At 53.5% G+C, this 22,724-nt stretch carries 21 protein-coding genes; 11 read left to right on the top strand and 10 right to left on the bottom strand.

What is annotated here, in order from left to right:
* Window positions 1-24 precede the first annotated feature (24 nt).
* Both FDW88_RS09700 and FDW88_RS09695 read right to left on the bottom strand, forming a co-directional pair.
* Window positions 25-603, bottom strand: coding sequence for a LuxR C-terminal-related transcriptional regulator (locus tag FDW88_RS09700; RefSeq protein ID WP_137362459.1), 579 nt, complete (start codon window positions 601-603; stop codon window positions 25-27).
* 614 nt (window positions 604-1,217) lie between these two features.
* The gene (locus FDW88_RS09695; protein ID WP_137362458.1) at window positions 1,218-2,393 is read right to left on the bottom strand and encodes a DnaJ family molecular chaperone; all 1,176 of its coding nucleotides are present in this window, start codon (window positions 2,391-2,393) and stop codon (window positions 1,218-1,220) included.
* 300 nt (window positions 2,394-2,693) lie between these two features.
* Between FDW88_RS09695 and FDW88_RS09690 the strand changes: the two genes are divergently transcribed.
* The 6 genes from FDW88_RS09690 to FDW88_RS09665 all read left to right on the top strand — a co-directional run bounded on the left by FDW88_RS09690 (window position 2,694) and on the right by FDW88_RS09665 (window position 9,992).
* Complete coding sequence (locus FDW88_RS09690) at window positions 2,694-3,776, top strand: YncE family protein (RefSeq protein ID WP_137362457.1); 1,083 nt, start codon at window positions 2,694-2,696, stop codon at window positions 3,774-3,776.
* Window positions 3,777-3,942: 166 nt separating this feature from the next.
* On the top strand, window positions 3,943-5,337 hold the full coding sequence (gene pheP, locus FDW88_RS09685; RefSeq protein WP_096757960.1) for a phenylalanine transporter: 1,395 nt from the start codon (window positions 3,943-3,945) through the stop codon (window positions 5,335-5,337).
* A 165-nt stretch (window positions 5,338-5,502) separates the two neighbouring features.
* Window positions 5,503-6,744, top strand: coding sequence for an MFS transporter (locus FDW88_RS09680; RefSeq protein WP_115259150.1), 1,242 nt, complete (start codon window positions 5,503-5,505; stop codon window positions 6,742-6,744).
* A 15-nt stretch (window positions 6,745-6,759) separates the two neighbouring features.
* Window positions 6,760-7,788 (top strand): sugar phosphate isomerase/epimerase, encoded by a 1,029-nt coding sequence (locus FDW88_RS09675; RefSeq protein WP_137362456.1) that lies wholly within the window; start codon window positions 6,760-6,762, stop codon window positions 7,786-7,788.
* Complete coding sequence (locus FDW88_RS09670) at window positions 7,785-8,936, top strand: Gfo/Idh/MocA family protein (RefSeq protein WP_137362455.1); 1,152 nt, start codon at window positions 7,785-7,787, stop codon at window positions 8,934-8,936. Before FDW88_RS09675 ends, FDW88_RS09670 begins: the two co-directional genes overlap by 4 nt.
* A gap of 75 nt (window positions 8,937-9,011) precedes the next feature.
* Window positions 9,012-9,992 (top strand): LacI family DNA-binding transcriptional regulator, encoded by a 981-nt coding sequence (locus FDW88_RS09665; protein ID WP_137362454.1) that lies wholly within the window; start codon window positions 9,012-9,014, stop codon window positions 9,990-9,992.
* Between the two features lie 3 nt (window positions 9,993-9,995).
* On the opposite strand, the gene FDW88_RS09660 is transcribed toward FDW88_RS09665, so the two are convergent.
* The 4 genes from FDW88_RS09660 to FDW88_RS09645 all read right to left on the bottom strand — a co-directional run bounded on the left by FDW88_RS09660 (window position 9,996) and on the right by FDW88_RS09645 (window position 13,027).
* Window positions 9,996-11,240, bottom strand: a complete 1,245-nt coding sequence (locus FDW88_RS09660; RefSeq protein ID WP_137362453.1) for a mechanosensitive ion channel family protein — start codon at window positions 11,238-11,240, stop codon at window positions 9,996-9,998.
* Window positions 11,241-11,304: 64 nt separating this feature from the next.
* Complete coding sequence (gene nfsB / locus FDW88_RS09655) at window positions 11,305-11,958, bottom strand: oxygen-insensitive NAD(P)H nitroreductase (RefSeq protein WP_115259145.1); 654 nt, start codon at window positions 11,956-11,958, stop codon at window positions 11,305-11,307.
* Between the two features lie 119 nt (window positions 11,959-12,077).
* Window positions 12,078-12,446 carry an MmcQ/YjbR family DNA-binding protein gene (locus FDW88_RS09650; protein WP_115259144.1) on the bottom strand — a complete coding sequence of 123 codons (369 nt, stop codon included), beginning with the start codon at window positions 12,444-12,446 and terminating at the stop codon, window positions 12,078-12,080.
* Window positions 12,446-13,027, bottom strand: a complete 582-nt coding sequence (locus FDW88_RS09645) for a TetR/AcrR family transcriptional regulator (protein WP_135912414.1) — start codon at window positions 13,025-13,027, stop codon at window positions 12,446-12,448. The genes FDW88_RS09650 and FDW88_RS09645 overlap by 1 nt, the downstream gene beginning before the upstream one ends.
* Window positions 13,028-13,216: 189 nt before the next feature.
* Between FDW88_RS09645 and FDW88_RS09640 the strand changes: the two genes are divergently transcribed.
* Window positions 13,217-14,329: an MBL fold metallo-hydrolase gene (locus FDW88_RS09640; protein ID WP_117342189.1), complete on the top strand. Its 1,113-nt coding sequence runs from the start codon at window positions 13,217-13,219 to the stop codon at window positions 14,327-14,329.
* Window positions 14,330-14,345: 16 nt separating this feature from the next.
* Window positions 14,346-14,687 (top strand): RamA family antibiotic efflux transcriptional regulator, encoded by a 342-nt coding sequence (locus FDW88_RS09635; RefSeq protein ID WP_045440915.1) that lies wholly within the window; start codon window positions 14,346-14,348, stop codon window positions 14,685-14,687.
* Between the two features lie 21 nt (window positions 14,688-14,708).
* Here the strand turns inward: FDW88_RS09635 and FDW88_RS09630 are convergent, their stop codons facing one another.
* Both FDW88_RS09630 and FDW88_RS09625 read right to left on the bottom strand, forming a co-directional pair.
* The gene (locus tag FDW88_RS09630; RefSeq protein ID WP_115259141.1) at window positions 14,709-14,957 is read right to left on the bottom strand and encodes a DUF1158 domain-containing protein; all 249 of its coding nucleotides are present in this window, start codon (window positions 14,955-14,957) and stop codon (window positions 14,709-14,711) included.
* Between the two features lie 66 nt (window positions 14,958-15,023).
* Window positions 15,024-16,142, bottom strand: a complete 1,119-nt coding sequence (locus tag FDW88_RS09625; protein ID WP_137362452.1) for a YbdK family carboxylate-amine ligase — start codon at window positions 16,140-16,142, stop codon at window positions 15,024-15,026.
* A gap of 267 nt (window positions 16,143-16,409) precedes the next feature.
* Here FDW88_RS09625 and FDW88_RS09620 point away from each other — a divergent pair, with 267 nt between their 5' ends.
* Complete coding sequence (locus FDW88_RS09620) at window positions 16,410-17,114, top strand: GNAT family N-acetyltransferase (protein ID WP_137362451.1); 705 nt, start codon at window positions 16,410-16,412, stop codon at window positions 17,112-17,114.
* Window positions 17,115-17,197: 83 nt separating this feature from the next.
* On the top strand, window positions 17,198-18,277 hold the full coding sequence (locus FDW88_RS09615) for an alpha/beta hydrolase (protein WP_137362450.1): 1,080 nt from the start codon (window positions 17,198-17,200) through the stop codon (window positions 18,275-18,277).
* Here FDW88_RS09615 and entD read toward each other — a convergent pair.
* Window positions 18,267-18,920: an enterobactin synthase subunit EntD gene (gene entD / locus FDW88_RS09610; protein WP_137362449.1), complete on the bottom strand. Its 654-nt coding sequence runs from the start codon at window positions 18,918-18,920 to the stop codon at window positions 18,267-18,269. The two genes, FDW88_RS09615 and entD, sit on opposite strands and share 11 nt — an antisense overlap.
* 49 nt (window positions 18,921-18,969) lie before the next feature.
* Complete coding sequence (locus FDW88_RS09605; protein ID WP_115259136.1) at window positions 18,970-21,225, bottom strand: TonB-dependent siderophore receptor; 2,256 nt, start codon at window positions 21,223-21,225, stop codon at window positions 18,970-18,972.
* Between the two features lie 252 nt (window positions 21,226-21,477).
* Between FDW88_RS09605 and fes the strand changes: the two genes are divergently transcribed.
* Window positions 21,478-22,695, top strand: coding sequence for an enterochelin esterase (gene fes, locus FDW88_RS09600; RefSeq protein ID WP_137362469.1), 1,218 nt, complete (start codon window positions 21,478-21,480; stop codon window positions 22,693-22,695).
* Window positions 22,696-22,724 lie beyond the last annotated feature (29 nt).

Below are 22,724 nucleotides of genomic sequence, written 5' to 3'. Positions count from 1 at the left end.
TATGGTTGTCCTTAAATAAGTCAGTTACGGCTGACTATAGTGCGAGATGGTGTACTTGAGCCGGGTATTGGTTTTGCCAAGCTTTCTGGCAATGTTGCTTTTGTACGTCCCAATGGTTTTTTCACTTTTTTGCGATGCGCCAGCGATTTGAGTCAGCGTCCAACCGCGGGCCAACATCATCATGACGTTAAATTCGTTTGCGGTTATTTTGTTATGTACTGCTTTGATAGTGCGTGATTTTTTTATTTGAGTGATAGAGGTGAACGCGTGCAAAAGTTGATCAAGAGAGTCGTCTTGATCGAGAAAATGCATGTTCATCCCGCAAACGGTTTGAAAAAGTGAAAAAGTGGCTTCATCGGCCAGAACGATAATCATCGTCGCAGGGCGTAAGGCCATGTTGCGGATAATTCTGGCATATTTTAAAAAATCAGAATTGCCAGGATTAATAATGATGCAATCCAATTTATGAGAATGTATGTTGACGGCAGAAAGCGTCTGAGAGGAGTGGTACGTGATATCCGTAAATAATGCTGAACCACGTAAAATTTCTCGCATGCCAAGCCACGGGTAAAGTGAGTCACCCAAAAATACAGCTTTAGACATAACGATCTCCTTGAAATTTTGATGCAAGCAATCGCCTCTTTTTTTATTAAAAAGAGTTCCTCGCGATGCGTGAAATGTTAATTAAAACGAATATCCCGTTCTGTGTTTTGAACGTATCCTTATTTATTTCGGGTTCAACAGATACTTTCTGTATTTATTAAAATCTTTAACTATTCTTAATGTTGATATTACACTTTGTTAAAATTTAAGATAAAATCGTTTAAATCACCTCTGGGCAGATGATTGATAGATTTCGCTTATGAATCGAGAAAATTGCGGACTGGATAACCCTAAAGACACAGGGGATTCTGATAGGTGTGGCTAAGAAGGTCGCCAAAAAAGAGCGTAATTCAGTTGGATAGGGCTCATTTTTAGCACAATGAGAACGCTGTAAGATAATTCTTAACTTAAACCAGGCTGGCGCGGAGGGTGTATAGGGGAGGGATGAAAATATTGCCATATTCAAATTTATTTACGTCTTCATTTTGTTTTATGGTGTTATGTGCTTTGATTTTATAAATATCAAGGGTTTAATTCTAAAGTTGTCTTTTTGTGCTTAATTTGAAAATCACACGAAAGAATAGCGATTAGCTTGTTTTTTGTACGTCGTCGGCTTATCCGGCCAGCAGTTCTTGCTCGACCTGGCGTACCTGATCTTCCAGCGTATTGCGGATCTCGGTTAACGCCCGTTGTTGGTCGGCAAAGTAGGCTTCCTTATCTGTCACAGAGGCGGCGAGGCGCCAGGCGTTCTCAGCTTCCAGTTCGCTAATTTCATTGAGCAAGCTGCTAATTTGCTCTCTGAGCTGCTGTATCTTGCGGCGTAAATGTTGCAGATCGTTAAGGCGGTCGCTTGCCATCATCGGTTCGAGACCGTTTTGCAACTGGGTAAGCAGCGTACGAACGGCGGCCAGATCGGCATTTTGTCGCGCCTGATTCAACTGTACCATCATCTGGTGCGCTTTATCTTTCAGGTCATCCGCAACCACGTCCGGGTGGCACAGGCGACTGGCCTGCCGCCACAGGCGTTTTAGTTCATTGCGCTCATCATGAGAAAGTGTCCGTTCGCGGTTATAACGATGCTGCGCGTCCTGCTGTTGCTCCTGATATTCATCATATTCGTGACGGGCTTCTTCCTGCGCCTGGCGGGTGGCGCTGTCATCCTGGCGGGAAAAGTCGTTTTCCAGTTCGCGAATTTCCGCCAGCAGGGCGGTGATAAGCTCCGTTTGCTGCTGAATGCGCTGCCGGGTTTCCACTGATTCGCGCGAGTCTGAACGCTGGCTCATCCACTGCTGTTTGAGTTGCGCCAGTTGATCGACCGCCTGAGAAATAAAGTGCTGACAGGACTGATAATCTTTTTCCCGGCGTTTGCGCTCAGCTTCCTGCTTACGTTGCGCACTGGCGGCCAGATGTTTACGCAACTCGAGAATACGACTCATCAGTGGCCCAAGGTGCTGATGATACAAGTCGTTGAAGTCATCAAGGATTTGAATGCGTGCATTGCGTTTATCAATTAAGTCGCGCAACTGTGTTTCAAGTGCTTTTAGCTCAAGTTTGCTGGCAGCGATGCCGGGATCTTGCCACGTTGATACCGCTCGCTGTGATTGCAGCCAGCCGGTGATTTCATGCAGGGCATCGCTGAAGCGTCGTGCTTCAAGTGCCTGAACGATCGTTTTGGGTACGTCCGTCAACGCATCATTTTTCAAATGCACCAGTTGCTGGAAAATGATCTCGTCATCTTCCAGTTCGATGGCACTTTTGATGATTTCAAGACGTTTAATGATCTTATTCATGACGGTCGCTGCCCGGCGTGGCTTAAAGCGCGTGACAGGAACTTGACCTGGGGAACGCGTTTAAAAATGTTGAAAAAACAGTAAGGTGCATTTTGTGGCCTGCGGTGCCTTTTCGTCCAGAATAATTCACGGTAATTATAAGAAAGCGGAGGTAGCGCGCGTCAGTCGCACTCTTCAAACCTCCGTTTCATCTTTTTTATTCACGAGCTAATTATTCTTGATTCAATAAAGATAATGCGTATAGTTCTCATTCTCTTTTGTTGTTAACCATTTCCGTACACTCTGGTAAGGATCCCCGCAATGAAAAAAACAACATCCGCTCTGGCATTGCTGATTGCCGCAGCGCTAAGTGGCTGTGCCGCACATTCAACGCCAGCCAGTCGTACGGCGGTACAGGAAAAAGCTGTGACGCCAGCTGCTACTGATGTCCAGCAGCGTGCGTTGGCTGATGGTCTGTATGAAATGGCGCTGAGTCCGGCGGGCGATGCACTGTATGTTGCCAGTGCGGAAGGATTTAAAGATGTCCAGGGCGGAGTGGTTTACAAACTGGATCCGAAAACGCTCAAGACTCTCGGTCTAAGCCATACCGATATGAAAAACTTTGGTATGGCGCTCTCGCCAGACGGTAAAACGGTGTACGTTACTAACTCACTGGACGGCGGCCTGAGCGCCCTGAATATCGCCGATGGTAAAGTGAAAAATCGTGTACTGTTCCCGGAACGTAATGCCGAAGGTTTCCCGTACGGTGCGCGCCAGGTGCTGCTGCATAATGGCCTGCTCTATATTGGCGCGGTGGCTGACCCGGCGGTAATTTGGGTGGTGGATGCCGAAACCCTGAAGCTGAAAACCCGTATCAAAAACACCGGTAAATGGATGACCGGTCTGCATTACTCTGACGTCACTCAGCGTATTTATGCCGCCAATGGCGGCGGCGAAATCCTGGTGATCAACCCGCGTAATCAGCGTATAGAGAAACGCTGGAAGCCGCTGGGTGAGAAACCTGCGCTGTTGCTGAATATGGCAGAAGACGCGCAAACGGGCCGTTTGTTTGTCACCGATAACTCGCAAGCGAAAACGACTCTGGTGCTGGATATCCACACCGGTAAATTGCTCAAGCAACTCGATGTTGGCGATTCGTTAGCGGTGAAATTCAATGCAAAGCGCAACGAAATCTATATTACCCAGCGCGATGCCGGGAAACTACTTAGCCTGAATGCAACCGACTACAGCGTGAAGAAAAGCTGGGATCTGCCGCCGAACCCGAATAGCCTGCTGCTCTCTGCAGATGGGCAAACGCTGTTTGTCACTGTGAAGCAGAAATTCAATAAAGACCACTCCACGGATGCACCCGATAACGTGGTGCGTATTGATCTGAATAAATAACAACAACGCGTTGGCTTCCGCTAACGCCCGTTGATTTGTGACTTTTTTCCTGCGCCTCGGTGCGCTGGGCAAGGATGCCCGGCGTATCCAAACGATTGCGCCTTGCGACAACCAGGTTGAAATGTTAAAAGAAGCCCCTTCAATATAAACGACACAGGGGTAGGGCGTGAAAAACGCGTCATCTGCATCCGACACCAGCGTGTCCGATGCCGCGTCAACGAGTGAGCCGACGCTTCAGCGGGGGTTGCAAAACCGCCATATTCAGTTAATTGCGCTGGGCGGCGCAATTGGTACGGGTCTGTTTCTGGGCATTGGCCCGGCGATTCAAATGGCAGGACCGGCGGTGCTGTTGGGCTATGGCGTAGCCGGGATCATTGCGTTTCTGATCATGCGCCAACTGGGCGAAATGGTGGTTGAAGAACCCGTTTCCGGATCGTTTGCCCACTTTGCCTATAAATACTGGGGACCGTTTGCCGGTTTTCTGTCTGGCTGGAACTACTGGGTGATGTTTGTGTTGGTCGGCATGGCTGAACTGACGGCGGCTGGGATCTACATGCAATACTGGCTTCCCGATGTGCCTACCTGGATTTGGGCCGCCGTATTCTTCGTGATCATCAATGCCATCAACCTGGTCAACGTGCGACTGTATGGCGAAACCGAGTTTTGGTTTGCATTGATCAAAGTGCTGGCGATTATTGGCATGATTGGCTTCGGCGTCTGGATGTTGTTTTCTGGTCACGGTGGCGAACAGGCAAGTATCGATAATCTCTGGCGCTATAACGGCTTTTTTGCCACCGGCTGGAACGGGCTGATCCTCTCGCTGGCGGTGATCATGTTCTCCTTTGGTGGGCTGGAACTGATCGGTATTACTGCGGCAGAAGCGCAGGATCCGCAAAAAAGTATTCCGAAAGCGGTAAACCAGGTGGTGTATCGTATTCTGCTGTTTTACATCGGTTCACTGGTGGTGCTGCTGGCGCTATACCCATGGGTTGAAGTGAAATCAAACAGCAGCCCGTTTGTGATGATTTTCCATAATCTTGACAGCAACGTGGTGGCTTCCGCGCTGAACTTCGTTATTCTGGTGGCTTCTCTGTCGGTGTATAACAGCGGCGTGTACTCCAACAGCCGCATGCTGTTTGGCCTCTCCGTGCAGGGCAATGCACCGAAGTTCTTGACCCGCGTCAGCCGTCGCGGCGTACCGGTTAACTCTTTGGTGCTTTCCGGGGCGATCACTTCGCTGGTGGTGCTGATCAACTACGCGCTGCCGCAAAAGGCCTTCAGCCTGCTGATGGCGCTGGTCGTGGCGACGCTGCTGTTGAACTGGATCATGATTTGCCTGGCGCACCTGCGCTTTCGCGCGGCAATGCGTCGCAAAGGGCGTGACACTCAGTTTAAAGCGCTGCTGTACCCGGCCGGAAACTACCTGTGTATTGCGTTCCTCGGCATGATTCTGGTGCTGATGTGCACCATGGATGAGATGCGTCTGTCGGCGATGCTGCTACCGGCATGGATCCTGTTCCTGTTTGTGGCCTTCAAACTGCTGCGCCGTAAAGCCCGCTAATCCCTTACCGATCTCATCCTTTGCGATGAGATCGGTCACTCCCTGAACTTTATCGTGATTGATCTCCCAGTTCTGTTCTTACTGACAGGATCTTTATTTTGTAATCGATTACTTTTCATTTGAACCTATTTGTAATCGATTACTTTTTTAAGGGTGGGGCAAAAAATGGTGTCGACAACCGAGAGTAGTGGAAAACAGAGCGTACAGTACCGGCTGCTGGTGCCGCGGCTGTCGCTGATGATGTTCTTACAGTTCTTTATCTGGGGAAGTTGGTCCGTCACGCTGGGACTGGTGATGAGCCAGCACAATATGTCGCTGCTGATTGGCGATGCGTTTTCCGCCGGACCGATAGCCTCAATCTTGTCGCCGTTTGTCTTAGGTATGCTGGTGGATCGCTTTTTTGCCTCGCAAAAAGTGATGGCGGTGATGCACCTCGCCGGGGCGGCGATCCTGTGGTTTGTGCCGCAGGCGCTGGTAGCGCAAAACGGTGCGCTGCTGATTGGCCTGCTGTTTGGCTACACGCTGTGCTACATGCCGACGCTGGCGCTGACCAATAATATTGCGTTTCACAGCCTGTCGGATAAAGATAAAACCTTCCCGGTAGTACGGGTGTTTGGCACCATAGGCTGGATTGTTGCGGGGATCTTTATCGGCGTGACCGGTATTTCGGATACCACCGGCATCTTTACGCTGGCGGCGGTTATCTCTGTGATTCTGGCGCTCTACAGCCTGACGCTGCCAAACACGCCTGCGCCCGCGAAAGGGTTGCCGGTAAAAGTCCGCGATCTGTTTTGCGCCGATGCTTTCGCCTTACTCAAAACCCGTCATTTCTTCGTCTTCTCACTCTGCGCCACGTTAATCTCGGTACCACTGGGGACCTACTACGCGTACACCGCATCGTTTCTGGCGGATGCGGGCGTTGGGGATGTCAGTACCGCGATGTCGTTCGGTCAGATGTCCGAAATCTTCTTCATGCTGGTGATCCCATTCCTGTTCAGACGGCTGGGAGTGAAATACATGCTGCTGATCGGTATGTGTGCCTGGTTTGTGCGCTACGCCTTCTTTGCGCTGGGCATCAGCGAAGAAGGGCGCATCCTGCTGTATCTCGGTATTTTGCTGCACGGAGTGTGTTACGACTTCTTCTTTGTGGTCGGCTTTATCTACACCGACCGTATTGCCGGGGAAAAGGTGAAAGGCCAGGCGCAAAGCATGATCGTAATGTTTACCTACGGGATCGGCATGCTGCTGGGCTCGCAAATTTCCGGTGCGCTGTATAACCGTCTGGTGGCGGGGCAGGCAGTACCTGAGTCATGGATCCCGTTCTGGTGGATCCCGGCGGTTGCAGCGGCGGTGATTGCCGTGATTTTCCTTTTCTCTTTCAAGTATGACGAGAAAGAGCAGGCGTAATATTCAGGAGGGGTTATGAGAACCATTAAGGGACCGGGGATTTTTCTGGCGCAGTTTATCGGTGGGCAATCTCCGTTCAATACCCTGGACGGGCTGGCGCAGTGGGCCGCGGGTCTGGGCTACAAAGCCATACAGATGCCGTGTAATCATGCGTCGCTGTTTGATGTTGAACAGGCCGCTGTTAGCCAGACTTACTGCGATGATATTCGCGGAATGCTGGCGCAGCACGGACTGACGATCAGCGAATTATCCACCCATCTCGAAGGCCAACTGGTTGCCGTTCATCCCACCTACGATGACGCTTTTGATGGTTTTGCGCCGCAGGCGGTACGCGGCAATTCACAGGCCCGACAGGCGTGGGCGACGCGGACGTTACACCAGGCTGCGGCAGCCTCGCAAAAACTGGGGTTGACGGCGCACGCCACGTTTTCCGGATCGCTGGCGTGGCCCTATTTTTACCCCTGGCCGCCGCATAATGCGCAGCGTTTTGCCGAGGCATTTCAGGAACTGGCTGACCGTTGGCGGCCGATTCTCGACGGTTTTAATGAACAAGGGGTTGATGTCTGTTTTGAAATTCATCCCGGCGAAGATCTGCATGATGGCATCACGTTCGAGCGTTTTCTTGCGCTGGTGGATAATCATCCGCGCTGCAATATGCTCTACGATCCCAGCCATCTGCTGTTGCAGCAGATGGACTATCTCGGATTCATCGACGCCTATCACTCGCGCATAAAAGCGTTTCATGTCAAGGATGCGGAGTATCAAGCCAGCAGCCGCAGCGGCGTCTACGGCGGTTACCAGCAGTGGATCGACCGCGCTGGACGCTTCCGCTCATTAGGCGACGGGCAGGTTGATTTCAAAACGATTTTCAGCAAGCTCACACAATATGATTATCCCGGCTGGGCGGTACTGGAGTGGGAATGCTGCCTGAAAGACGCAGAAACCGGTGCCCGCGAAGGCCGTGAGTTTATTCAGCGGCATATTATTCCGGTTTCATCCCACGCATTTGATGATTTCGCCGCAGGCGATGAGGTACGCAAATGATCCAGGTTGGCATTATTGGCAGCGGGTTTATTGGGCCTGCGCATATTGAGGCGCTGCGTCGACTGGGGAATGTGCAGGTGGTGGCACTCTGCGACAGTTCGCTGGCGGTGGCTCAGGCGCGGGCCAGCGTGCTACAGGTGCCTCATGCATATGGCAGTGTGGAAGCGCTGTTGGCGCACCCGGGGCTGCAGGTGGTCCACAACTGTACGCCGAATCATCTGCATGCCGACATCAACCGGCAGATACTGCGTGCTGGACTGCACGTATTTTCTGAAAAACCGCTGTGCATGACCCCCGAAGAGGCCCATGAACTGGTGACGCTGGCGGAGCAGGCGGGGGTCGTGCACGGCGTGAGTTTTGTCTATCGCCAGTTTGCGATGGTGCAGCAGGCGGCCAGCATGGTACGCAATGGCAGCGTTGGACGTCTGTTTGCCGTGCAGGGCAGCTATTTACAGGACTGGATGCTGCTGGAGACCGACTACAACTGGCGGGTTGATGCGGTGTTGGGCGGCGGCTCGCGGGCGGTGGCCGATATTGGCTCGCACTGGTGCGACACGGTGCAGTTTGTCACCGGTAAACGCATTGTTGAGGTGATGGCCGATCTCGCGATCGTCTGGCCCACGCGGAAAGCGGACGTGGCCGGTGGTGCGACGTTTAATTCGCAGACGGTTGGTCGGCAGTTGGAGGATAAACCGGTGACCACCGAAGACCGCGGGTCGGTGCTGGTGCGGTTTGACGACGGCAGCAAAGGCTGCTTTAGCGTCTCGCAGGTTAGTGCCGGGCGCAAAAACCATCTGAGCTTTGAGATTAGCGGCAGCCAGTGTGCGTTGAGTTGGGATCAGGAAACGCCGCAGCAACTGTGGGTGGGCCACCGCCAACAGGCGAACCAGATCCTGACGGACGATCCGGGGCTAATGAATACCGATGTCGCCGCCAGCGCGCATTTCCCCGGTGGGCATATTGAGGGCTGGCCGGATGCGTTTAAAAATATGATGCTGCAGTTCTATCAGGCCGTACAGACAGGCCAAATGCCCGCGCCACAGGCCCGACGTTTTGCCTCGTTCAAGGATGGCGCAGACGTGATGTACATCATTGATGCGATTATAAAAAGCCATCAACAGCAGCGCTGGGTGTCGGTACAGCGTTAAACCGGTCCGGTTCGCCGGGCGGTGATTTTATGGTAGCCTCAGCACAAAGCGTAAAACGCAGGATGTGTCGTCGTTATGTCTATTCAAAAAATCGCCCAGCTTGCCGGTGTGTCGGTAGCGACGGTATCACGTGTGCTGAATAACAGTGAGTCCGTCAAGGCCAAAAACCGTGAACGTGTGCTGCAGGCTATTAAGGAAAGTAATTACCAGCCCAACCTGCTGGCTCGTCAACTGCGCACGGCGCGAAGCTCGATGATCCTCGTAATGGTCTCCAACATTGCCAACCCGTTTTGTGCCGAGGTGGTGAAAGGTATTGAGGAGGAGGCGGAGAAAAATGGCTATCGCATTCTGCTGTGTAATTCCGGTTCGGATACAGCGCGTTCGAAGTCAGCGCTGAAGCTGCTGTCAGGTAAAATTGTTGATGGCATCATCACCATGGATGCCTTCTCAAAATTACCGGAACTGACCACCCTGATTGGTGATGCTCCGTGGGTGCAGTGTGCGGAATATGCCGATAAAGGTGCGGTTTCCTGTGTGGGCATTAACGATGTAGACGCCGCGCAGTCGGTGATATCGCATCTGGTAGACAAGGGCTATCGGCGTATTGCGCTGATCAACCATGACCTGAGCTACAAATACGCCCGTTTGCGTGAACGCGGCTACAAGGCGGCGCTGCATGCGTTATCGCTGGAGTATCAGGCAGTGGAGTACGCCCGTGAGTTAAGTTCCAGCGCCGGGATCGCGGCGATGGAAAACCTGCTGGCGGCCGAGGCGAAACCCGACGCGGTGTTTGCGGTATCGGACACGCTGGCAGCCGGTGCGATGCGTGCTATTAGCAACGCCGGGTTACAGATCCCGCAGGATATCGCCGTGGTGGGCTTTGACGGTACGGAATTGGCTGAAATGGTCTCCCCACAGCTTTCAACTATTGAGCAACCTTCGCGTGATATTGGCCGCAAGGCGGTGGGGTTATTACTGAATAAAATCGATAACCCCGATGCCCCAACAGAAAGGGTGATGATGGACTGGCGCTATATTGCGCGCGCCAGTAGCTAAAGATTAACGCTGAAACGCCCCTGACAGGGCGCGAATATCATTCCCGGTCGGCGACTGATGAATACGTAATCCGAACTCTTCGACCACAGCAAAAATATGGTCGAAGATGTCAGCCTGAATACTTTCATATTCCAGCCACACCACCGTATTAGTAAAAGCATAAATCTCAATCGGCAACCCGTGGTCGTCCGGAGCTAACTGGCGCACCATTAACGTCATATCTTTGCGAATGCGCGGATGGTGACGTAAATATTCGTTCAGGTAGGCGCGAAACGTCCCGATATTGGTCATCCGGCGATGATTCAAGACGGATTCAGGCGCATCTAATTGCTGGTTCCACTCGTTAATTTCCTGAAGGCGCGTGGTCAAATACGGTTTCAGCAGATGCGCTTTATGCAATTGCTGGCGCTCATCTTCATCGAGAAAACGAATGCTGGTGGCATCGATGCTGATACTGCGCTTAATTCGCCGACCGCCGGACGCTGACATGCCGCTCCAGTTTTTAAACGAGTCAGAGACCAGCGACCAGGTGGGAATGGTGGTGATGGTATTATCCCAGTTGCGTACTTTGACGGTGGTTAAACCAATATCGATCACCGCACCATCTGCGCCGTATTTCGGCATTTCCAGCCAGTCGCCCAGTTTGAGCATATCGTTGGCCGAAAGCTGTATTCCGGCTACCAGACCGAGGATCGGGTCTTTAAACACCAGCATTAAGACCGCCGCCATGGCACCCAGACCGCTTATCAGGATGGCGGGTGATTGACCAATCAGCAGTGAAATCATCAGAATGCCGACGAGAATCGCGCCGATTAACTTGATGCCCTGAAAGATGCCTTTCAGCGGCAACTGCGAGGCGGCGGGGAGTTTTTGCGACAGATTAAGAATAACGTCGAGCAGAGAAAAGACCGACAGCAGGGCGTACATCATGATCCACAGCTGGGCGCAGGTGACTAATATCTCTGCGGCTTCGCTGCCTTTTTGTAGCCAGAGTGCGGCCTGTATATTGACGATGATACCTTGCAGCGTAAACGCCAGGCGGTGAAATAGCTTGTTCTGCGTGATGATTTGCAGCCACAGGCGGGAGCTGGCGTTGGCGCGTTTTTCAAATGCGCGTAGTACCACCCAGTGCAAAATAACGTGAACAATAATGGCGGTGATAAAAATAATGCCAAAAATCATCACCAGCGAAGTGGTGTGATTCATTTCAATGCCGAGGTCTTCTACCTGAGATATCAATTCCTGCATAACGTCTCCTTAATAAACAGCGGTCTATGATGACCGCTGTGTGGAGGTTATGCAAATGTGAGGATCAGACTTCCGTCAGGGTAGTTTCCTGCGGCAGACGTGATTTTGGCAGCGCGGCGTTGAAGTCTTCTACGCTGTGGTGGCCCACCGGGACGATAACCACGCTGGTGAATCCTTTATCTTGCAGACCAAATTCTGCATCGAGAACCGCGGCATCAAAGCCTTCGATAGGTACCGCATCGAGATCCATTGCCGCCACGCCTAACAGGAAGTTACCGACGTTCAGGTACACCTGTTTTGCCATCCAGTGCGCGTCATCTTTGAGCTCTTTGCGGTGCAGATCGGCAAAGAAGGTTCGGCCTTTGTGGTTGGCGGCTTTGGCTTCCGGCGTGGCGAAACGACCGTCGACTTCTTCTTGATCCACTACACGTTCCAGCCAAGCATCGTCCATCGCTGTTTTGGCGCAGAACACCACGACGTGGGACGCATCGAGGATTTTACGTTCGTTGAACACAAAACCGCCGGCGGCGGCTTTGGCTACGCGCGCTTTGCCTTCGTCAGTGCTGGCCACGATAAAATGCCACGGCTGCGAGTTGGTGCTGGACGGACTGAACTGCAGCAGCGTTTTTAATTTTTCTGCCTGCTCAGCGGTCAGTTTTTTGGTCGGATCGAATGCCTTGGTGGAGTAGCGTTTTAAGGCGACAGAAACAATATCCATAAAAACTCCTGGTCGTTTTTCTTACCCTGCGGGTGCGTTTTGTTTCAGCAGGGTACAGGGAAAGCGGCAAAAAGATAAGACAGAAAAAGGCATAAACACTTATCGGGGTTAGCGATAAATCAGACGGGACGCAGGCGTTTTTGATCCCGCTTAGGCAGGCCGTCCACCACCCGATGCCACGAGTCATTCACCAGGTCTGCCAGTAAGGACTCGGTAATATCGTCACCGGGATAAACTGAAATCCAGTGTTTTTTATTCATGTGATAACCGGGTTCAATACTGGGGTAGATCTGCTGATTGAGTAGCGACTTTTGCGGATCTGACTTCAGGTTGACCAGCGGGCGTCCGTGATGCTCTGAGACCAGCATAAAAATCTTGCCACCGACCTTAAAGACGTCGTATTCCGGGCCAAACGGCCAGCAGTGTTCGGTAAATGGCAGTTCAAGCGCAAGGCGTTTTGCGCACGCATGTAATGTCTGACCGTCCATTATTTTTCCTCGCGGGTGAGGGCGCGCCACATGGTTTCAAACCCCATGGCAATGTATTCATCGGCGCGGGCAGGGGTGCGGGTAGCAAATTCCATTGTGGTTTCAGCCAGTGACAGAAAAAACGCATCACCAAAGGCGCGATACTCGTCGGACATAAACTCCGGGCGCACCGAGCGATGACAAAAATCACGCAGTTCGGGGAACATATCCTCAGCCCGTTGCTCGGTTTCTTTGGTGATTTTCTCGCTGACGGCAAGCTGACGGATGGCGCGATGTCCGGCGGTGTGATGCAGGCCCCAGCTAATGTAGCTATTCCAGATGAAGTGAATCATGGTTTTGGCATCGGTCACTGAACGGTCCAGATTGGCCATCATTGACTGGCACATATCGTGCTTTAAATGGAGGTAAAGTTCGTTGATGAGGTCATCTTTTGTCGCGAAATAGCGAAACAAAGTTCCCTCAGCAACGCCTGCATTGCGGGCAATGACGGCGGTAGAGGCCGCAATGCCGGACTGCGCAAATGCTGTGGTTGCTGCTTCCAGTAATGCCAATTTTTTATCTTCACTCTTCGGACGAGCCACTACACTTTACCCTTAAGCCTGTTAAAAACACGATTGAATCACGGCCTTCGCAGCACCGCAACGGTGAATGTCAAAGATTGAAAATCATCTTGACGGCGAACTTGCGATTTCTATAATGAGTGCTTACTCACTCATAATCAAGAGTCAGTCGCGCAAACCAGCGGAAAGGGGCGCGTTTAAGGTCAGGATATGAGGCGTCTCACAGTTTGTGTGGTTGTTATTATGCTCATTGCTGCAGCTGCAAGTTTACCGTTTGTACTCAATGCCGGATTCGGTCAGGCGCCGCAAGGGGCACAACTGAGTGAGGTTGAACAGTCACCACACTACCGTGACGGACAGTTTCATAATCAGGTGCCCACGCTGGGTTACACCGGCAACAAAAGCATGCTGGCAGCCTGGTGGGAATTTCTGGTCGCGAAGCGCGAAAATGCTCGCCCTGCGCAGCCATTGCCGCTGGTGGCAACCGAACTCGCGCGTCTGTCACCGCAGCAGGATACTCTCGTCTGGCTGGGTCATTCCTCGTGGTATTTGCAGCTGGCGGGTCAACGCATTCTCATCGACCCGGTATTGAGCAACTACGCTGCGCCGTTTTCATTTCTGAATAAAGCCTTTGCCGGGGAGTATCCGTGGACGGCACAAAACATGCCCGAAATCGATCTGCTCATCATCTCGCACGACCACTATGACCATCTGGATCTTGCCACCATTAAGGCGTTGATGCCGAAGATTAAGCGGGTGATTACGCCGCTTGGCGTCGGGTCGCATCTGCGGTACTGGGGAATGAACAGCGAGATAATTGAAGAGCGGGACTGGAATCAGTCCGTCAGGGTGACGGACTCACTGATTGTGCATGTCCTGCCGGCGCGGCATTTTTCAGGGCGCGGCATCAAGCGTAACCAGACCCTGTGGGCCAGCTTTATGTTGGAAACGCCAGAGCAAAATATTTATTACAGTGGAGACTCCGGCTACGGGCCGCATTTTAAAGCGATTGGTGAACAGTTCGGCACGGTCGATGTGGCGATTATGGAGAACGGTCAATATGACCAGGACTGGAAGTTCATTCATATGATGCCGGAAGAGACCGCGCAGGCATCCGCCGATCTCCATGCCAAAGCTGTTGTGCCCGGTCATGCCGGTCGTTTTGTACTGGCGAAACATAGCTGGGACGATCCCTACAAGCGTCTGGCGCTGGCCAGCCGTCTCAAAGATTACCGTCTGCTGACGCCGATGCTGGGTGAGCCGGTAGTACTGTCCGAACCGGACCAACCGTTCACGGCCTGGTGGCAGCCAGCGGCTCAATGAAAAAAGGGAGATAACGATGACGATTTCTGCACAAGTTATCGAGACGATTGTCGAATGGATTGATGATAATTTGAATCAACCATTGCGCATTGATGATATTGCCCGCCACGCGGGATATTCAAAATGGCATCTGCAGCGTCTGTTTATGCAGTATAAAGGCGAGAGCCTTGGGCGCTACATTCGCGAGCGTAAGCTGCTGCTGGCGGCGCGTGATTTGCGTGATACCGACCAGAAAGTGTACGATATCTGCCTGAAGTACGGCTTCGATTCGCAACAAACCTTTACGCGTATCTTCACCCGTACGTTCAGCCAGCCACCTGGGGCGTACCGCAAAGAAAACCACAGCCGTACGCATTAACGACGAAAGGTTCTCGCGGGGCTAATCCGCCAGCGAGAACCAGCGTCGCCAGATAAAACGCAGAATAAAATACTCAATCACCCCAAGCAGTAAAAACCACAAACAAAATAGCAACGTATAAAACTGGTTAAGATCCATCAAATGTAAAGTGGCGACGAGTTTTTGTGCCAGCACCAGGCCAAGCGAAGGCGCGGGCAGCAGCAGGCAGGACAGAAAGGCCAACAGCAGGATCCCGGCGGCGGTCATCAGTGATTCAAGCGGGTGTTTCATAACATTGTTAAACTTGAGTTAAAAGACCATTGTCCGGGATCTCCTGTGCTAACGCAAACCCCTCGCTTAACGCCCCGCCCAGATCTCACAATGTTTTTTCACCAGTCCGCTTAGCGATCCGCCATCGGCCACAAAATCACGCATGCGCTGCGCTTCGTTGTGCCCATTTTTTACCTGCTGGTGTAAGGCGTCAATGGCACTGGCGGCACCCACTTTATCCGCCGAGGGGGCGACAAGCTCCAGCAATCGAAGTGTGTCATCCGCCAGTCGGTGATGAGTGCCGGTATGCACGTCGGTAACGATCCCCTCCAGACCAAAGCGGCAGGCCTGAAAACGGTTAAATTTATACAGCAGGTAATCACGCTCCTGATGTTTGAAGGGACGCTCTTTCAACAACCAGTGGGCCGTAGCCTGAATGAGCCCGGCCATGTTGATCGCATGCTCGAGGGTGAGCGGGGTGTCCATTACGCGAACTTCTACCGTGCCAAAGTGCGGACTGGGGCGGATGTCCCAGTGCAAATCCTTAATGCTGTCAACGAGGCTGGTGTCGGCCAGTCGACGAAATAATCCCTCAAATTCCTGCCAGTTGTTAACCCACGGCATCGGACCGTTATCGGGAAATCCTGAGAAGATATTGAGTCGAGCGCAGGCAAATCGCGTATCGGCTTCTTGCATATACGGTGAGGCGGCAGAGAGCGCAATAAAATGCGGCACAAAGCGTGACAGGCCGTGCAGCAGGTAAATGGCGTCGTCGCCGTGGGTACAACCTATGTGAACATGCTGGCCAAACACCGTTGCCTGCTGGATGAGATAACCAAAGTTCTCCAGGTTGCGCCGGTAGCGCTCGTCATCGCACACCTCCTGACGCCGCCATGTCTGAAACGGGTGCGTGCCGCCGCCGCAGATGTCGAGGTGATATTCCGCCGCGGTCTGCAGGATTATCTGCTGCATGGCGGAAAACTCTGCTGCCGCTTGATCAATATTACGGCAGACGCCGGTTGCCATCTCCAGCATACTTTCGGTGATATCGTGCTTCACTTCTCCGACGGTGAGCTGCGGTTTTACGGTGTCAATCAGTCGGGAAGAGTCCTGGCTCAGGTCATAGCCTGGCGGATTAACCACCTGCATTTCCAGCTCAATGCCCAATGTAAACGGTTCGGAGACATGAAAGTCGGGTAGTGACATAGCGTTCCCTTGAGCGTTGATTTTTAATCAGTATTTACTCGTCGTCTTTCGAGCCGCAGGTGCGTTGACAGCGCTTGCTCATCCTGGTCACTTACTTTAGTAAGCTCCCAGGAATTTGCAGTCTTGTCGCCTTCCTGCAACTCGAAATCCTTAGAGTATAGAAGGACTGGCGGTTTTCCGTACGATAAGGGAAATCCACATCCTGCGCTTTGAACGCAAAATGACAGGTGCTATAACTGTTTTTTGCTTTCACAACGGGGGTGAGCAGTGCCGGAAATTAATCTGTATGGACAGACGGTAGGCGATGTCCTGCCGGACTGGAATGGGGCGTCAGTGCTGCCTCGGGTTGTACTGGAGGGTCGTTATTGCCGTCTTGAGGTGCTGGATGCAGACCGCCATGCCGCCGATTTATTTGACGCCTATGCGCAAGCGCCGGACGAACGTGACTGGACCTGGCTTGCTAGCGAGCGGCCGACGAGCGTTGCGGCAGCGGCCCACTGGGTGAAGGGAAAATCTACTGACGCCGGGCTGGTTCCCTACGCGGTTATCGATTTGCGCTCGGGGCGCGCCGTCGGGCTGGTGTGCTTTATGGCGATGGACCGCGAGAACGGCTCGGTCGAAATTGGTCATGTAACCTGGTCGCCGCGGATGAAAAATACGGTGCTGGGGACGGAAACCGTCTGGCTGCTGCTGCGTCAGGCATTTGCCCTCGGGTATCGTCGTGTGGAGTGGAAATGTGACTCGCTGAACGATGCGTCGCGACGGGCGGCAGAACGCTTAGGTTTTGTCTTTGAAGGGCGTTTCCGCCAGAAAATTGTGCGCAAGGGCCGTAACCGCGACAGCGACTGGCTATCGATGATTGACGGTGAATGGCCACAACGTGATGCCGTTTTACAACGCTGGCTGGCCGCGGAAAACTTTGATGCGCAGGGTCAGCAGCGTCAGTCGCTGGCTGCGTGTCGGCAGGGATAACACCGTCATCCGCCATAACCGTTCAGACAGATTATTAGCAACGGCTATACTCTTTCGCGAAACGGTTCAACGGAGAACGTACCATGAAATCAGGTAGCCGATTCGGGTTATCCGGCAAGGGCTTAGTTCAACCCGCCGCAGTCGCCATGGCGGCGAGTCTTTTCAGCGCGGCTGTCAGCGCCGACGCGTTGCAGGAGCAGCAACAGCGCTATCAGCAACGCTGGCAACAGGAACATGGCCCGCTGACGCAAGCCCCGCCGGCACCTCTGGCGGCATTTCTCGCCGCCCAACCCACGACCGATAAACCGGTTTACGACACGCTCAGTTCGCGAGCAGGATTAGCGGCTTTGACCAAAGCCAACGTCACCACTTCCGACCCCATGGCAGCGGTCATCAATGATGAAGTGGATACCGGGGAGCGTCGCATCCCGGTACGTATATATCGTCCGTCATTAGCCGGTTCGCCTGCGGTGCTGGTGTTTATTCACGGCGGCGGACACCTGAGTGGGTCAGTGGAGGTCTACGATCCCGTAGCCCGGCATCTGGCGACGGCAACCGGCAACACGGTGGTGTCGGTCGACTATCGGCGGTCACCGGAAAACCCGTATCCGGCGGGTCTCTCCGATGCTAAAGCCGTGGTCGAAAATGTCTATTCAGTGCTCGAGCGTCAGCACATTCCCTATCAGCGTCAACTGACCCTGGTCGGTGACAGCGGTGGCGGTGCTTTCAGCGCAACGCTCGCCGAGTCGCTTTCCCGTCATCAGCCGGGGCTGATTAATCGGCTGGTGCTGATCTACCCGAGTCTGGATTACACGCCAGGCTGGCCGTCCGTGAAGGAAAATGGCACAGGGAAACTGCTCGATGAAAGCAAAATACGCTGGTACTTCCAGCAGTATTTCCAGAATGATGAAGATCGTAAACTGGCATCACCGCTCTATTTTCCATTGCGTAAAAATTTTCCGGCCACATTACTCTTTAGCGGCGGGCTGGATCCGTTGCGCGATGAGGACTTTGCCTTTGTTGCCGAACTGCAAGCTGAGGGCATTCCCGTACAGCACGTTCACTTTCCGGGGATGACTCATGCCTATTTGATGCTGGAAGATAAAGTCCCGCAGGAAGCACAGGCCACGTATCAGGCGATTGGTGAGTTTGTTAAAAAGTAGCGTCACACAGGGTAATGACGCTGTTATCGCGAGATGCCCAGCGCACGTTGACGTTCAGTCCGCCGAGGTTTGCCGAAAATGACGGCATTATTTGCACCGTTAAGTGCGTGGCGGTGAGGGCGATGATTTTGGCGCTGGCAAAGCCCGGCAGTCCGCGAGTTTGCGCACTGAACGCTTTATATACGCTCTCTTTGGCGGAGAACGCCAGGGTTAAGGCGAGCGGAAAGGGGACTGGGCAACTTTGCAAAACCTGTTGTTCATGGTGGTCGATAATGCTGTCAGCCAGTTCGGCAGCGGTGTGGGGTGTAAAAATAGCGTCAATGTCTAGCCCTATGGGGCGCGGCGAGACAACTGCTAACGCGGTCGAGGCGCTATGGCTGATGCTGCCAAACAGACCCGGTGGCCACAGCGGTTGGCGGCGTTCGCCGATGCCGGGCACGGCTTTACTGCTATATTCACGCAGCGCATGGACGGCGGCAATACGCCCCGCTAAATGCTCCGCTTGTCGTTTACGCCCGCAGGCTGCGAGCTGGGCGTAATGAGGAAGCCACAGCAGATCGTGTTCATGCAGGCTGTCGGGGGCAAATTCAACGAGATGCAGCGTATGGCTGGCGAAGGACAGTGGAATGTGGGTTGTGTGCATTATGGCTCACGAATTCCCTCTCCTCGATGGAGGAGAGGGAAAAACGTTATCAGAAGTGCGTGTTAACGCTCATATACCAGGTGCGGCCCGGTTCGTTATAGGTGTACGCGCCTGCGCCCGCCATATAATTTCCGGTCACAATATCACCCGTGGTCTGGGCATTCCCTTCGCGCCATAGGCGTTTGTCAAAGACGTTATCCACGCCACCGGTCAGGCTGACGTTTTTGGTGACATCCCAGGTCGCGCTCAGGCCGACAATGCTGTACGGGCTGACTTCATCAGCCGAGCTGCCGGTCACTGGTTTGCCCTGGTAATCGTATTTCTTCGGCTGCTGTTTGCCATACCAGGTGAGGGTGGACTGCAAGGACAGATCGTCGCGCGCCTGCCAGCTCAGCGTGGAGTTCAGCGTGTACTGCGGAATAATCGACAGACGTTCACCGGTCTCTTTATTTTTACTTTGCAGCATGTAGGTGATGTTGTTGGTCCAGTTAACGGTTTGGCTAACCGGGACGTTCAACGTACCTTCCAGGCCTTCTACTACCGCTTTAGGAATGTTTTCCCACTGGTAGATATCTGTTTTACCGTTGTTAATACGGTTCAACGGTACGGTACCGGCTTCGATTTTATCGCGGTAATCGTTGCGGAACCAGGTGACTCCAGCCAGCCAGCCGTCGCGTTTGAACTCCAGGCCAATTTCTTTGTTGATGCTGGTTTCCGCTTTCAGGTCGTCGTTGCCCATCATGTAGCAGCCGATGCCGCTGGCGGAACCGGTGGCGTAGCAGCCCTGGCCTTTACTGTACAAAATATAGTTCGGGTTGAGCTGGTACAGGCTCGGCGCTTTATAGGCCCGCGCGATGCCCATTTTCAGGGTAAAGTCGTCGCCCAGTCCCTGAGACAGGTTCAGAGACGGACTCCAGTTATTGCCCACGATGCTGTGGTGATCGAAACGCAGGCCCGGCGTCAGCATGGTGCTGTCGGTCAGTTCCATGTTGTTTTCGGCGAACAGAGAGAAGATCTCGGCATCCGAGTACGGGCTGCGGTTGGTGCTGCTAAAACCAGGAATATTACCGCCCATAAAGGTTTGCGAGTTGGACAGCATGTCTTTCATACGCTGCTGGTTCCACTCGGTACCGAGCGTCAGATTTTGGTTGACCAGCAGATCCAGCGGAATGCTGACCTCACTGTGCAGCATGACGTCACTCAGGTCGGCGTCGACATATTTTTGCGACGCTTTCGGATCGAAGATCCCTTCCGTGCCGCCAGCTAATCCTTCCGGGGTGCGGGAGTTACGCGTGTGTTCGTACTGTACCCAGTTGCTGGTGGTGACGCCGTTATCCCAGCCGCCGTTCCAGGTCAGGGAGTAGTTCTGGCGATAAAGACGGTTGGTCTCTTTACCGTAGTTATCTTTCACCAACTGGTTGGTGTTGGTGTTTTGGGTGTCACCCGCGTACAGGTTGCCCTGACGGCTGTAACCGGCTTCCAGTTCGAGAGACTGGAGTGGGGCAAAGTCCCATCGCACTACGCCGTTAATGTCTTTGTTGATGACCCCTTCACGACCCGCCGGTAAGGTGTTGGCATAGGTCCCGGTACGTTCTGACTGGTGACCCTGGTTGATGTCCCAGGCGTCAGCCTGCGTTTTATCAAGATTACCGTACAGACGGAAGCTGAAATCCCCGCCCAGTGGGCCATTCAGGCTGAAGTTGGTGCGTTTGGTGGAGCCTTCTTCTTTGTGTTCCGGGGCGTTGAAATAGGTATCCCAGGAACCATGCCACTCGTTGCTGCCTTTTTTGGTGATGATATTCACCACACCACCCGCAGCACCGTTACCGTAACGCGCCGCAGCAGGACCACGCAGCACCTCAATACGCTCGATCATTTCCGGCGGTACCCAGGCGGTATCGCCACGGGTATCACGCTCGCCGCGCCAGCCCTGACGTACGGAGTTGCGGCTGGTGACCGGCTTGCCGTCGATCAGGATCAGGGTGTTTTCTGGCCCCATGCCGCGAATATCAATCTGACGGTTGTTGCCGCGCTGGCCGCTGGTTGAGTTACCGGTCAGGTTAACGCCAGGCATGGTACGGATGATTTCCGCCACATCGCGCGCGGGAGGATTCTTACGGATTTCATCAGCGGTGATGGTGGAAACACCTGGCGCCTGCAGGTTCTGCTGGGCGGCGGTAACGACGATGGTATCTTCATGCGAGACGGCGGTGCTATCGGTTTTATCTTCTGCCATGGCTGGCAGCGCTATCCCGTAAATCCCTAAATTGACCAATAAGGCCAGTGAATGAATCTTGTTGTTCATTGTATGTCCTGCTTTCTTTTAGCCACGTGAACCAATGTGCCGTTGTGGGGCATTTGGCCTGATGTCGCCCGCTCCTGCGAAAACCATCCGTTCCAGAAAAAGTTCGCAGCGTCAGGTCGGTTTATGAGTGGTGAAAAACTGTACGCGCTTCCCACAGCGCGACAATACGCTATTGCAAATGCAAATAGTTATCAATAATATTATCAATATATTTCACGATTAGATTTAAAATTGCACAATAAACATGGGGTTATGACGGTGGCGGCGTTAATGATGGGAAGTGAGGCGTGGTGGCAGTCAAAAAATGGCCCGGAATGGGTGCGTGAGGACAGCGGCGATTACCGCGTGACGTTTTGGTGGCGTGACCCGCAGGGAACGGAAAAACACTCAACAATTCGTCGCGTGTGGGTCTACATTACCGGCGTGACCGACCACCATCAAAATGCCGTTCCCCAGTCGATGCAACGTATTGACGGTACAGATGTTTGGTGCTGGAGCATTACCCTGAACGCCCGCTGGCGCGGCAGTTACTGTTTCATCCCTTCTACACGAGACGACATTTTTGCCACGTTGAACGCAGGCGACACTCCGGACAGAACGTTATTACGCGAAGGCTGGCGACAGTTGCTGCCGCAGGCCATCGCCGATCCCCTCAATCCTCAAAGCTGGCAAGGCGGGCGCGGGCATGCGGTCTCAGCGCTGGAAATGCCCGACGCCCCCGTTCAGCCTGGCTGGGACAGTCCCCAACCTCCGGATTCACCAGCGCTTTGCTTGCAATGGCACAGCGAAAGGTTAGGTAATACGCGCCGCGTGTGGGTGTTTACCACCGGCGAGGCAAATCCCGGGGAACGTCCGCTGGCAGTCCTGCTGGACGGACAGTTTTGGGCGCACAGCATGCCGGTCTGGCCCGCGCTGACCTCACTGACGCGACAACATCAGCTCCCTCCTGCCGTTTATCTCCTGATTGATGCCATCGATACGCCTCATCGCAGTTGCGAGCTGCCGTGCAATGCCGATTTCTGGCTGGCGGTACAGCAGGAGTTACTGCCGCTGGTGAACGCGACTGCCGCGTTCAGTGACGATCCGCAGCGCACGGTCGTCGCCGGGCAAAGCTTTGGGGGATTGTCCTCGCTGTATGCCGGTCTGAACTGGCCGGAACGTTTTGGCTGCGTGCTCAGTCAGTCCGGATCTTACTGGTGGCCGCATCGCGCAGGGCATCAGGATGGGATCGTGATTGAACAACTGAGGGCAGGAACGTTGAGCGCGCAGGGGCTGCGTATTGTTCTGGAAGCCGGAATTCGTGAACCGATTATTTTTCGCGCTAATCAGGCGCTCTTCGCACAGTTACCGCATGCACCACGGTCTATTTTCTGGCGTCAGGTTGAAGGTGGACACGACGCGCTTTGCTGGCGCGGCGGCTTAATGCACGGGCTGATGACGCTCTGGCAGCCGCTCACCGACACGATTTAACCGGACGATGTTCCACGACAGGAGTTGAG

It is taken from the genome of Citrobacter sp. wls829 (genome assembly GCF_005280825.1).
Taxonomy (GTDB): Bacteria; Pseudomonadota; Gammaproteobacteria; order Enterobacterales; family Enterobacteriaceae; genus Citrobacter; species Citrobacter gillenii.
The sequence above is the reverse complement of the archived record's forward strand: the minus strand, read 5'-3'. Positions and strand labels throughout refer to the sequence as shown.

Bases quoted from the DNA above. Each gene is read 5' to 3' on its own strand.
- FDW88_RS09695 (WP_137362458.1), bottom strand. From the start codon at position 2,393: ATGAATAAGATCATTAAACGTCTTGAAATCATCAAAAGTGCCATCGAA.
- FDW88_RS09660 (WP_137362453.1), bottom strand. From the start codon at position 11,240: ATGCAGGAATTGATATCTCAGGTAGAAGACCTCGGCATTGAAATGAAT.
- FDW88_RS09675 (WP_137362456.1), top strand. From the start codon at position 6,760: ATGAGAACCATTAAGGGACCGGGGATTTTTCTGGCGCAGTTTATCGGT.
- FDW88_RS09630 (WP_115259141.1), bottom strand. From the start codon at position 14,957: ATGAAACACCCGCTTGAATCACTGATGACCGCCGCCGGGATCCTGCTG.
- FDW88_RS09640 (WP_117342189.1), top strand. From the start codon at position 13,217: ATGAGGCGTCTCACAGTTTGTGTGGTTGTTATTATGCTCATTGCTGCA.
- FDW88_RS09625 (WP_137362452.1), bottom strand. From the start codon at position 16,142: ATGTCACTACCCGACTTTCATGTCTCCGAACCGTTTACATTGGGCATT.
- FDW88_RS09615 (WP_137362450.1), top strand. From the start codon at position 17,198: ATGAAATCAGGTAGCCGATTCGGGTTATCCGGCAAGGGCTTAGTTCAA.
- FDW88_RS09690 (WP_137362457.1), top strand. From the start codon at position 2,694: ATGAAAAAAACAACATCCGCTCTGGCATTGCTGATTGCCGCAGCGCTA.
- FDW88_RS09605 (WP_115259136.1), bottom strand. From the start codon at position 21,225: ATGAACAACAAGATTCATTCACTGGCCTTATTGGTCAATTTAGGGATT.
- FDW88_RS09700 (WP_137362459.1), bottom strand. From the start codon at position 603: ATGTCTAAAGCTGTATTTTTGGGTGACTCACTTTACCCGTGGCTTGGC.
- fes (WP_137362469.1), top strand. From the start codon at position 21,478: ATGACGGTGGCGGCGTTAATGATGGGAAGTGAGGCGTGGTGGCAGTCA.
- FDW88_RS09665 (WP_137362454.1), top strand. From the start codon at position 9,012: ATGTCTATTCAAAAAATCGCCCAGCTTGCCGGTGTGTCGGTAGCGACG.
- FDW88_RS09635 (WP_045440915.1), top strand. From the start codon at position 14,346: ATGACGATTTCTGCACAAGTTATCGAGACGATTGTCGAATGGATTGAT.
- FDW88_RS09650 (WP_115259144.1), bottom strand. From the start codon at position 12,446: ATGGACGGTCAGACATTACATGCGTGCGCAAAACGCCTTGCGCTTGAA.
- nfsB (WP_115259145.1), bottom strand. From the start codon at position 11,958: ATGGATATTGTTTCTGTCGCCTTAAAACGCTACTCCACCAAGGCATTC.
- FDW88_RS09670 (WP_137362455.1), top strand. From the start codon at position 7,785: ATGATCCAGGTTGGCATTATTGGCAGCGGGTTTATTGGGCCTGCGCAT.
- entD (WP_137362449.1), bottom strand. From the start codon at position 18,920: ATGCACACAACCCACATTCCACTGTCCTTCGCCAGCCATACGCTGCAT.
- FDW88_RS09680 (WP_115259150.1), top strand. From the start codon at position 5,503: ATGGTGTCGACAACCGAGAGTAGTGGAAAACAGAGCGTACAGTACCGG.